The following is a 10,625-nucleotide window of genomic DNA, read 5'->3' as shown; positions in this document are numbered from 1 at the left end:
CGCCAAAGCTGCTGCAATCCAAGCAGAAGCGTCTGACATGGACTGGAGGGCCCACCATCCTCGACGCCTTGGCGGTCCGGGGGTGCGGCCTGCGGCTTCAGGTGGCACAAACCTGCCCGACTGTCGGACAGGTTTGCATGGACTGGAGGCCCACCATCCTCGTCGCCTTGGCGGTCCGACGCGGCCCCCGGCTTCAGGTGGCGCAAACCTGTCCGACTGTCGGACAGGTTTGGCATGAAGGGTGCCCGGCGGGCGCCTCTGCCCATGAACCCGCCTTGGCTTCCGCTCCAGCGCGACATCGCGGCCCACTGCTGCGCTCCGCGAGCCGCGCGTCCTCGTGGAGCACTTCGGGTCGCGGGATGGGGTAACGATTCTCTGGCGACGGCGGAGGTCCGCCCCTACGCCCCGCCGCCCTGCCAGATGAGCATCCCCATTACGCCCACGTCGCGCGCTCCGTCCGCGTGGAGGCGCCACGGCACCGCCACGCCCAGCTCCAGCGACTTCGACGGATGTGCGAGCAGGCCCGGCGCCAGGAGCACCGTGGACGTGCCGTCCTCGTCGCGCCAGGCGGCCTCCACCATGGGCCGCAACGGTCCCAGCTCCAGCACCGCGCCGGCCGCGAAGTCCGGATGCAGCGCTCCGTCCAGACCGCGCACGCCGGGAAGCTGCTGGGCCTTGAGCTGGAGGTTGAAGCCCAGCGGGCCCACGTCCTGATACGCCAGCAGGTACGGTTCGAAGCCCGGGCGGAAGCGATCATCCACCGCGTCGCGCGTGGCCAGCAGGTCCATTCCGACGCTGAGCGTGAAGCCGCGCCGCCCATCGTTGATGAGCGCCCAGCCCACGCCGGCCCCCGCGGAGTCCAGCCCGCGCGGATCCTCCGGCGTCGTCAGCGCCACCGCCGCTTCCACCTGCACGCGGTCGCTGAGTCCGTACTCGGCGGACACGGGCAGTTCGAACTGCGTCTCGCCTTCCTGCCGCGTCCACTCCAGGCCCGTGCCCAACTGGACCTGCTGCTTCTGCTGGGGCGCGGCCCCGTCGCCGAGGAAGAACTCCTGCACCCGTCCCTGCACCCCGTCCGCCGCGAACGCAGGCACGGACAGCAGGCCCAGCAATCCCACCGCCGCACGCCACCATCCATCCGCCATTTCCCCAGGTTGCTCATGGCACTGGCGCTCCGGGGCCTCCCGGCCGTGCCCTCAGGAGCCTGTCTGCTCGCTTGCTGATAATCCCGAGGAAACGGGCAGGGGCTCGGAGTGGAGGCTTGCATCACCACAGGTGAGGGTGGCAGGAGACCCAGGCACTTCTCCAAGGGACCGACCCATGACAACTGGAACGAAGACTCCGCATCCCTTCGCGCGCGGCGCCGTGGCCCTGCTGGCCCTGGGGCTGGCGTCCTGTGGTGGCAAGGACGTGCGACCGGGTGACGAGAATCCCGACGACCCCGCTGTCGCGGATGCGTGCGCGACGGACGTGCCCTCCACCGACCCGGCCAGCGGGGCCTGCGCGCCGGTGCGGTTGCAGTGCGCCAAGGACCTGAACGGCTTCAAGACGGACCGCTACGTCTGGCGCGATGGCGACTGCCGCGTGCGTTCGGTGTCGCTGGTGCGCAACGACGCGGCGGATCCCGCGGGCTGGAATGGCGGCTACATCCGCCGCTACACCTACGAGGCCGCCGGAGCGCAGCGCACCTGTGATGGGCAGAGCGCTCAGGTGCCCGGCTGGGGCATGGTGACCAGCCACCTGAAGGACGGCCAGACATGGGGCGCCTGGACCCAGGACGCGCGCGGCACCGGACGCATCCTCTTCAAGGGCGCCCACCACGCGCTGCATGAGTTGAAGTGGCCGCTGTCGCTGGACGGAAACGTGGTGCAGGTCACGGTGCAGTACCTGTTCGCCACCGGCCGAGACCATCCGCTCTACGCCATCACCCACGACTCCTCAGGCTTCCCCGCGGACCGCATCGAGGCCGACGTGCGCTCGCCCTACGGCGACCTGGCCTTCGACGACAACGCCAACACGGACATCGCGGGCCTGGGCTGGGGCGACCGCTACCGCTTCGTCACGCTGAACTCGCCGGTGACGATGAACAGCGGTTGGGATTACCGCGAGCCCAACGTGGTGCCCTACACGCGCATGTGGACCGCGGCGCCGGACGCGGAGATGGGCGTCGTGCAGACCCAGACGTGGCAGCAGAAGCCCGCAGGCGGCTACTGGCTGTATCCGGAGTGGGGTACGCGCCACGCGGCCGGCCCCATGCCCGTGGACTACAACTGGGCCTACCAGCTCAACCAGTACGAGCTGCCTTCCGTCACCAACTCCCACCGGCTCGCGTGGGGCAGCAACTTCGGCGCGGTGGGCAAGACGCAATACCCACGCATCGGGGATGACGGGGTGCTCTCCGGCTACCCGTACCAGAGCTATTCGGTCTTCATGGTGCTGGGCACGCACGCGTCCGACCCGGTGCTCAAGCTCGCGTCACAGGTGGAGGTGTGGCAGGGCGTGAAGCTCTCCGCCACCGAAGGCACCGTGCGCACGCGCGGCCCGGGCGGCGTGGGGCGCACCGACGCGGTGACGTATGACGTGCCCGGCTACAACCCCGTCTACGCCACGTGGGAAGCGGACGCCGCCTCCAACCGCGTGGCACTGGCGTTCGACACCCAGGGCCGCACGCTCGTGCACCCGATGGTCGTGGTGCACGGCTACACCGCCACCAGCGCCCCGAAGACGGTGACGCTGAACGGCCAGGCCCTCACCGCGGACACGGACTACTTCGCGTCGGTGGACACGGCGGGCAAGAGCGTGTGGCTCACCCTCCAGCGCGACGTGGTGGGCAACACCACGCTGCGGGTCGAGTAGCGCGTCCAGGCAGGACAGGTCCCTGGCACGCGAAGGTGCCGGGGACGCGTCCCTTCAGGTCGCACGTCAGTCCACGGGGCCGCTGCCGCCGTAGCCCTGCGGGGTCTCCGAGCGCAGCCGCTCCCACTGTGCGCGGGCGTCCTGCTCCACGCGCTTCTGCTCGTCCACGCGGCGGCGCGAGTTCTCCACGTCGCGCTTGGACTCCGCCACGGCGGACATGAAGTTCGCCTCGGACATGTCCTTGGCGCGGACATCGCCGGTGCGCTGCAGGGCCTGGAACTGGGCCAGGTTCAGTTGAGCGTCCGCCACATTCAGCTCGGCGTCGCGCAGGTCCTTCTCCGCCTTGCGCGTTTCAATCTGCCGGTCATGCCACGTGACCTGGGCCTCGGCCGTGGCGAGTCCCGCCTCGGCGCCCTGGAGCTTGGACCTGGCCTGCGCGATGGGGGTGGACTGGCCCGTCGCCGCCGCGGCGCTCACGCCGGCCTTCTCCGCGGACACGCGGCTCTTCGCGGCGTCCCCGTTGCGACGGGCGACCTCGGCGGCGCGCTCGGCGTCATTCACGGCCACTTCGGCGCGCGTCACGTTGTCGGCGGCCTTGGTGCGGGCGAGCTGCGCGTCACGCACTTCGCTCAATTGATCCTCGGGGACACGCGCCATCATCGCGTCGTCCACGCGGGCGGCCTTTGAACTGCCGCAGCCGGCGAGGAACACCATCGACGCCCCCATGGCCAACCCCATCACCCAATGCCGCTTCGTCTTGTTCTGGAACATGGTCTGATCCCCTCGTACCAAGATGACTGTTGGGCAACGTAGGCACGATCTCCTCAGGGGACAGGCACTGCGGGCGCTCCGGACGCGGCTGTCCCCTCTGAGATGGGGCCTGAAAATAAAGTCTGACCGGGGGGCAGGCAGGCAGGGTCGTTCATCCCGGAAGGGATTGTCATGAGGGGCCGCCGGTGCGTCCCGAAAGAAAGTCGTGTCCCAACCTGGCGAGGGAGCGTGTCTGAAAAAGGCGCGGACCATGCGCCACCAGGGAGGGAACGTGAAGCGAGCCGGCTGGGGAATTGCGTTGGGAATGAGTTGTGCGCTGTTGGGTGCCGCTTGCGAGCCCGAGGGTGCCGTTGACGAGCCTCGGGAAGGGGCGGAGTCCGTGGAGATGCGCATCTCCCTGGCCGGGGATGAATGCGGCGTCGTGTCCGCGCAGGCGCACGTGTGGGGCGACGACTTCTCCCCCATTGGCCCGGTGAACCTATACGTCGGGAACGGCTACATCGAGGGCGGGGTGAGCAACGTCCCCGCCGGGCTCCAGCGGCGGGTGGGCGTGGCGGCCTTCAACGCAGCGGGGAGGGCTGTGTACTCCGGCACCGCGTTCGTGAACGTCTACGACGGACCGATGTCGCCGGTGCAGCTCACCCTGCAACGCATCCCGGAGAACTGCCCGGGCTCCGGCACTGGGAGCATCTACATCATCGGAGTGCTGGAAGGCCGTCCCCGGACGGACGGCGGGCCGGTGGATGCGGGTCCGGGCCCTTCGTACGACGCGGGTCCAGGTCCTTCGTTCGACGCGGGCTATGGCCCCCGGCCGTAGAACCAGGCGGTGAGGGCCAGGCGCTGGACGTGCGAGGGCAACACCTCGTGCTCCAGCCGCTCGCTCAGGAACACCACCAGCCGATCCAACATCGGCGCCACGTCCAGCGGGGCGCCGGTGTCCTCCGGGTAGAGGCGCAGGAGGCCGCCGTCCGTCGGCGTCCAGCCGGCGTTGGCGTACCAGATGGCGGTGAGGCGCCGGTTGGACTGGCCCGGGAACGCGTCCCGGTGGCGGGCGTAGTGCGCGCCGCCTCCTGGGTAGCAGGCAAGCTGCACGTCGAAGCGGCCCAGTCCCAGGTACGCGCTGGAGGACACCGCTTCGCCGAGCGCGTGGAAGTGGTTCCACAGCGCCTCCAGTTCGGCGTCCGCGCCAGGCAGCACCCATTCGATGTGGTCACCGCGCACGGAGGTGTCGACCGAGTGGTCCGTGCCACGCCGGATGCCCGCGGGCCGGAGCGCTCCCGCGGACACACGGGCCAGGACCGCGGCGCGCACCGCGAGGGCCCGGGGCTCACCGAGGAAGGCGTCCCGGAGGAAGTAGCCGTGCGAGCCCAGCGCTTCCACTTCCGCGTCCGTCAGCTCCACCCGGCCTCCCAGGCCTGAGTCCTCCAGGCGGCCGCCCGGAGTCCGGCCGACACGCTGCCCCAGGACGCCCCCTGGAAGGAAGCGGGTAGAATGCCGGGCCATGGCGAACCTCTCGCGAGTCCTCTCCGTCCTCGCCGCCGCCGCCGTGGGCGCGCTGGTCGCATGGGTGTTCCTGCGTCCCGCGGCCTTCCGACAGCCGGATTCAGCCGTGGTGGTGGAGCAGATGCGGGAGGTGGCGCGGCTGGAGACGCTGGAGGTGGCCCTCTACAAGAAGGTCACCTTCACGCCGGAGCCGGAGTCCACCGATGCGCTGTGGAAGGACGTGCTGCTCTGGGCCAGCTACACGCTGAAGAACCCGCACGGTCGCGCCATCGTCTTCGCGGACGCGCACCTGGGCTTCGACTTCCAGCGCTTCGACGCCAGCCACCTGCGCGCCACGGGCACACGGGTGGACGTGCTCCTGCCACCGATGGTGGTGACGGTGGCGCTGCGGCCAGGGGAGACGGAAGTCATCGACTCCAACCTGGACAGCGCGCAGACGGCGCAGCTCCTGGAGAAGGCCCGGCTCGCCTTCGAGCGCGAGGTGCGTCAGGACGCGCGCCTGAAGGACAAGGCGCGACAGTCCGCGGAGCGTTCGCTGAGAGGGTTGCTGCTCACGCTGGGCTTCCGCGAGGTGCACTTCGTGGAGCGGCTGCCTTTGGGAACCGCGGGCTGAGGCGAGGACAGTCAGGCCTCACGCCAACCGCAGCGAGTCGCCTTCCAGCAGATACAGCCCCGGGACTCCGTCGGACGCATGTCCCAGCTCGGTGAGGGCTCGCACCGAAGCCGCGTCCGAGTCCCGGCACAGGAGCGCCACTTCACGCTGGCCCAGGTTCACCCGAAGGCGTCCTCCGCCCGTGGCGGCATCGATCCACCGACGCTGGGCCTTCGTGAGCAGTCGCGCCCCATCGAGTCCGTCGCCGCCCGTCACGGCCCACAGGCCGGAGAACGCCTCCGCCAGCCGCACCTCGCCCCGGTCGATGACGACCGGGCGCACGTCCGCGGGATGCGCATCCAGGTTGCGCCACGCCGCCGCGTCCACGGCCTCGAGCGTGAGCCCTGGACTCCCGAGTGCGCTGGCGGGCAGGTAGCGCACGAACTCCGCGTCCTCCAGCACGTAATAGATTTCCAGCCCCTCCGGGCCCGGCCGGAACAACGAGCCCTGCGTCCCCGCCACGAACCCCGCCGGCCGCAGCACCGGCCGCAGCGTGTCCAATGCCACGCCGGACGGGCCCACGCCGGAGGACAGACCGCCCAGCCGCGCCACCAGCGCCTCCACGTGCGCGGTGAGCCCCTGGGCTCCCGGGTCCGCATGGTACGCGGCATACAGCGAGCCCACGTCCACGCGGCCCACACCGCCCGACGCCAGCTTCACCAGCAGGTCCCGGCCCTGGCGGCGGAAGCCCACGCCCGCGCGCCCCAACGCGGCACTGAGCGCGGCGGTGAACTCCGGACGCAGCACCTGCGCCTCGGGCTGGGGAACGGGTGGCAGGTCCGCGGACTCCAGCTCCGCGCGCAACAGCTTCGCTTCCGCGTCGAAGGGGTCGCGCGCCACGGCCTCCGCCACGTAGGCCCGGGCACGCGCGGCCTCGCCCTGTCGCAGCGCGAGCACGGCGAGCACCTTCAAGGCCTCCGGGTCACCGGGGCTCAGCACCAGCGCATCCCGCAGCTCCACCTCCGCGTCGCGGTGCCGCTCCAGGCCCAGCAGGGCGCGCGCGAGGCCCAGGCGCACCTGGAGGTCCTCCGGGAAGTCGCGCCGCAGGGCCTGCATCAGCGGCAGGGCTTCGCGCTCGGCGTCCGCGTTGACCAGCGCATGCGCCACGGTGAGGCGCAGCGTGGCGCCGGGGCGTTGCGCGGCCTCGGCGCGCAGCGCGTCCAGCTCCGCGTCGCTGAGCACGTCTCCCGCCTCCACCTTGCGGCGCAGGCGCTCCAGTTCCGCCAGGGGCATCACGCGCCGGGACTCTAGTGGCCCGGGTCGGGAGCGCCCAGCCCTTCGGTGGGTTCCTCCTCGCTCCGGCGCTGCGTGAGGAATTCGTCCAGGGCCCCCACGTCGATGGGCTTGCGGAACACCGCGTCCACCAACGCCAGGCTCGCGCGGTTCTGCCCGCGCACGTCGGCGCCGGTGACGATGGCCAACAGCGTCTGGGGCGAGCGCTGCCGCAGCTCCCGCGCCAGCTCCCAGCCGGTCATCTCCGGCATCACCGCGTCCAGGAGCGCGGCATCGAAGGCGTGCTTCTCCCAGATGCGCAAGGCCACCTCCGGGCTGTGCGCCACCTGCACGTCGTAGCCCTCCTCGCCCAGCACCTCGGCCATCATCCGCGCGTTGTCCAGGTCATCGTCCACCACCAGCACGCGGCGCGCGGGCCGCTTCAGGTGCGGCACACCTCCTGGAGCCATGGCGGATGGCGGAAGCGAAACCTCCACGTCCTGCGCGGTGTCACGGAAGCGCGGCAGCCGCACGATGAAGCTCGCGCCGGAACCGTCCGGCCGGTTCTCCACCGTCAGCTCCCCGCCCCAGCGCTGCACCTGCGTGCGCGCCACCGCCAGGAACAGCGAGAACTGCGGCGCACCCGGGTCGCGGCGCAGCGGATCAAACAGCCTCGCCAGCTCCTCCACCGCATAGGGCGGTCCCCCGTCCTCGATGCGCAACGCCAACCATCCCTCCCCTTCCGGCCGGGTACGGACCTGGAGCGTTCCACCGCCCTCCATGCGGTCCCTCGCCGACAGCAGCAGGTTCACGATGAGCTCGCGGAAGAAGCCCGCATCCGCCTTCACGCCCCACGGGAAGCCCAGGTCCAGCTCCGTGTGCACGGGGTGCTCGCGCTGCTCCAGCTCGCCTCGCGCCAGCTCTAGCGCCTCGCGCACCGTCTGGTCCACCGGCACCTCGGCCAGGCGCTCCTCGGTGCGCTGCACGCTGAACTCCTGCAGCCGCGCCACCAGCTCGCCAATCTGGCGCACCGTCTTGTCCAGCGCCTCCACGTGCTCCGGCTTGTATTCGCGTTGCAGCAGCGTGATGCGCAATCGCAACACATTGAGGAAGTTGTTGAGCGCGTGCGCGGCGCCGCTCGCCAACTGCCCCAGTGCCTGCTGCCGCGTGCGGCGCAGCAACTGCCCCTGAAGCCTGCGCACCTCGTCGTGCGCGCTCTCCAGCGCCTTGGTCTTCACCGCCGCTTCGGTCCGGTCGCTGAACGTCTGGATGACGCCGGCCAGGACCTTGTCCTCCTCCCAGACCGGCGTGGCGCTCATCTCCAGCGTGGCGTCGCTGCCCCCGGGGCGCTCCACCACCATCATCACGCCGCGCACCGGCCCCTTCTCCCGAAGCGCACGCAGGAAGGGCATGTCCTGCACGCGGAAGGGCTCTCCCGTCGGATGCCGGGCGTTGACCTGTGTCAGCACGGGCGACAGGGAGCTGGTCGCCCGCGCGCCCACCACCGCGCGCATGGGCACGCCCATCAAGCGGCTCACCGGCGGCGAGGCGAAGGACACCATGCCGTCCGTCTCCGCCAGCAGGATGCCCACCTCCACGTGGTTGAGCACCGACTCCATCACCGCGGCCTCGCGGAAGCGGACCTCCTCCGTCTTGAGCACGCGCGCGTAGGAGGCCTGCGCGGACGCATCCGCCTCCCAGACCAGCTCTGACACCAGTTCCGCCACGTCCGCGTCGATGACGCCCCCGTTGCGGCGTGCGTAGACGTAGAGCAGCACCTCCTGGAGCGACTTGAACTCGCGCGTCAGGTCCTCGGGTTCGAAGTTCTGGTCGTAGCGGAAGGCCCCGTGCGAGCGCACCACCTCCGGCCACAGGCGGATGGCGTCCTCGCCCCGGTCGCGGAGCAGGCGGGCAAGCTCGTCCAACAGGTGGTGCAGGGGGGCGCGCAGGTCGCGGCCGGGGACCTCCACCTCGTACGTCTCCGCGCGCAGACGCTTCGCCCACAGGCGGGTGATGCGCTCGCCCTCGTCGGAGAGCAGGCCGGACAGGGCGGTGATGGCGGTATCGGAAGGCACGCTCAAGGGCGGACGATGCGCACGCTCCGGGCGCCCAGCCACCCGGCCCCCCTGGTGGCGCCGAGCACGAGTGTCCTCCTTCGCACAGCCCCGGGCCCGTCACGGGGCGCGAGCGGCAGACGGGCTGCCTCCCCTGGTCAGGGGAGGCGGTCGTCCCCACCTTCCCAGGCACGGATGAGCGTCAAAGAGCGCAGGCAGAATGATCTCGAGCAACCCCTGGTCTCCCAGCAGGCCATGGCGCAGCTCTTCCGCGGAGAGCTGAGCCGTTCGGACACGTGGCGCACGCGGCTGGACACGACGACGAACTGGGCGCTCACCACGACGGCGGCGGTCATCTCCTTCGGCTTCGCGACGCCGGAGAGTTCGCACGTGACGTTCCTGGTGGGCATCTGGATGGTGGTGTCCTTCCTGCTCATCGAGGCGCGCCGCTACCGGTACTACGACCTGTGGAACCGCCGGGTGCGTCTCTTGGAGGACGGCTGGTGGGCGCCGATGCTGCGGCGCGAGCCGGTGGATCCGGACGCCCTGCGGGAGCTGGCGGTGGAGATGTCTCGGCCGCAGATCCAACTGTCGCTGGGGTCGGCCATCGCCACGCGGCTCAACCGCGCGTATGGGCCCATCCTCATCGTCCTGATGGTGACGTGGTTCTTCAAGGTCTACAGCCACCCGCGGCCGCCTCGCGACTTCGACGACTTCACGGAGCGGGCGCATGTGGCCTGGATTCCCGGCCCGGTGGTGATGGGCATCCTGGTGCTCATCACCCTGGTGGCGGGCTACCTCTTCATCGCGTCCTTCTTCATCCGGGCGCCGCTGGGAGAGCTGCGCACGCGCCCGCGAGGACGCCGGGCCGCGATGTGGGAGACCTTCTACCGGCCCTACGCCATCCAGCGGCGCAAGCGCCCACGCCGCGCGGCGAACCCCCGCACCAACCCGCCGCGCCCACAGTCACCGTTCGAGCAATGAGCGCGAAGCGCCTTCACTCCTCCACGTAGACGTCCGGATCCCCACCCATGCGGTGCCCCCGGTCGAGCTTCTGGAACGCGGCCAGGTCCTCCGCGTCCAGCTTGAAGTCGAAGATGTCCAGGTTCTGGCGCATGCGCTCCGGATCCTTCGACTTCGGGATGGCGATGACATCCCGCTCCACGTGCCAGCGAAGGATGATCTGCGCCGGGCTCCGGCCGTGCTTCTTCGCCACGCGGACAATGGCGTCATTCTTCAGCACGTCCCCGCCCCGCCCCAGCGGACTCCAGGCCTCCAGCACGATGCCGCGCTTCGCCGCATCCTCGACCAGCTCCGGCTGCGCCAGGTCGGGGTGCAGTTCCACCTGGTTGACCGAAGGCACCACGCCCGTCTCGTCCACCAGCTTCTGGAGGTGATGCGGCTGGAAGTTCGACACGCCAATGGAGCGCACCCGCCCCTCGTCCCGCAACCGGATGAACGCGCGCCATGTGTCCACGTAGAGCTGCTTCGCCGGCAGCGGCCAGTGGATGAGATACAGGTCCACCCCCTCCAATCCCAACCGCCGAGCGCTCGCGTCGAACGCGCGCAACGTCGCG

General features: G+C 70.6%; 10 protein-coding genes. 4 read left to right on the top strand and 6 right to left on the bottom strand.

Annotation, left to right across the window (positions count from 1 at the left end):
- Window positions 1–398: 398 nt before the first annotated feature.
- Complete coding sequence (locus tag D7V88_RS33595; RefSeq protein WP_120544702.1) at window positions 399–1,145, bottom strand: hypothetical protein; 747 nt, start codon at window positions 1,143–1,145, stop codon at window positions 399–401.
- A 175-nt stretch (window positions 1,146–1,320) separates the two neighbouring features.
- Between D7V88_RS33595 and D7V88_RS33590 the strand changes: the two genes are divergently transcribed.
- On the top strand, window positions 1,321–2,856 hold the full coding sequence (locus D7V88_RS33590) for a hypothetical protein (protein WP_120544701.1): 1,536 nt from the start codon (window positions 1,321–1,323) through the stop codon (window positions 2,854–2,856).
- A gap of 66 nt (window positions 2,857–2,922) precedes the next feature.
- On the opposite strand, the gene D7V88_RS33585 is transcribed toward D7V88_RS33590, so the two are convergent.
- On the bottom strand, window positions 2,923–3,627 hold the full coding sequence (locus D7V88_RS33585; RefSeq protein ID WP_120544700.1) for a hypothetical protein: 705 nt from the start codon (window positions 3,625–3,627) through the stop codon (window positions 2,923–2,925).
- Between the two features lie 385 nt (window positions 3,628–4,012).
- On the opposite strand from D7V88_RS33585, the gene D7V88_RS33580 reads away from it, so the two are divergent.
- The gene (locus D7V88_RS33580) at window positions 4,013–4,444 is read left to right on the top strand and encodes a hypothetical protein (RefSeq protein ID WP_120544699.1); all 432 of its coding nucleotides are present in this window, start codon (window positions 4,013–4,015) and stop codon (window positions 4,442–4,444) included.
- On the opposite strand, the gene D7V88_RS33575 is transcribed toward D7V88_RS33580, so the two are convergent.
- A complete protein-coding gene (locus tag D7V88_RS33575; protein WP_244238529.1) occupies window positions 4,426–5,130 on the bottom strand; it encodes a 2OG-Fe(II) oxygenase in 705 nt (234 codons plus the stop codon). The genes D7V88_RS33580 and D7V88_RS33575 overlap by 19 nt on opposite strands.
- On the opposite strand from D7V88_RS33575, the gene D7V88_RS33570 reads away from it, so the two are divergent.
- Entirely contained in the window at window positions 5,129–5,743 is a 615-nt protein-coding gene (locus D7V88_RS33570; protein ID WP_120544697.1) for a DUF4230 domain-containing protein, read from the top strand. The genes D7V88_RS33575 and D7V88_RS33570 overlap by 2 nt on opposite strands.
- Before the next feature lie 18 nt (window positions 5,744–5,761).
- Here D7V88_RS33570 and D7V88_RS33565 read toward each other — a convergent pair whose 3' ends face one another.
- Together D7V88_RS33565 and D7V88_RS33560 are read right to left on the bottom strand one after the other, a co-directional pair.
- Complete coding sequence (locus tag D7V88_RS33565; RefSeq protein ID WP_120544696.1) at window positions 5,762–7,015, bottom strand: tetratricopeptide repeat protein; 1,254 nt, start codon at window positions 7,013–7,015, stop codon at window positions 5,762–5,764.
- Window positions 7,016–7,029: 14 nt separating this feature from the next.
- Window positions 7,030–9,075, bottom strand: a complete 2,046-nt coding sequence (locus tag D7V88_RS33560) for a hybrid sensor histidine kinase/response regulator (protein ID WP_372241143.1) — start codon at window positions 9,073–9,075, stop codon at window positions 7,030–7,032.
- A gap of 168 nt (window positions 9,076–9,243) precedes the next feature.
- Here D7V88_RS33560 and D7V88_RS33555 point away from each other — a divergent pair, with 168 nt between their 5' ends.
- Window positions 9,244–10,032 carry a DUF2270 domain-containing protein gene (locus D7V88_RS33555; RefSeq protein ID WP_120544695.1) on the top strand — a complete coding sequence of 263 codons (789 nt, stop codon included), beginning with the start codon at window positions 9,244–9,246 and terminating at the stop codon, window positions 10,030–10,032.
- A gap of 13 nt (window positions 10,033–10,045) precedes the next feature.
- Here D7V88_RS33555 and D7V88_RS33550 read toward each other — a convergent pair.
- The coding region (locus tag D7V88_RS33550) for an aldo/keto reductase (protein ID WP_147448967.1) at window positions 10,046–10,625 on the bottom strand (580 nt) is incomplete at its 5' end.

Origin of the sequence: Corallococcus terminator (assembly GCF_003611635.1) — a bacterium.
GTDB classification, from domain to species: Bacteria; Myxococcota; Myxococcia; order Myxococcales; family Myxococcaceae; genus Corallococcus; species Corallococcus terminator.
This window is presented reverse-complemented; position numbering and strand designations above follow the sequence as displayed.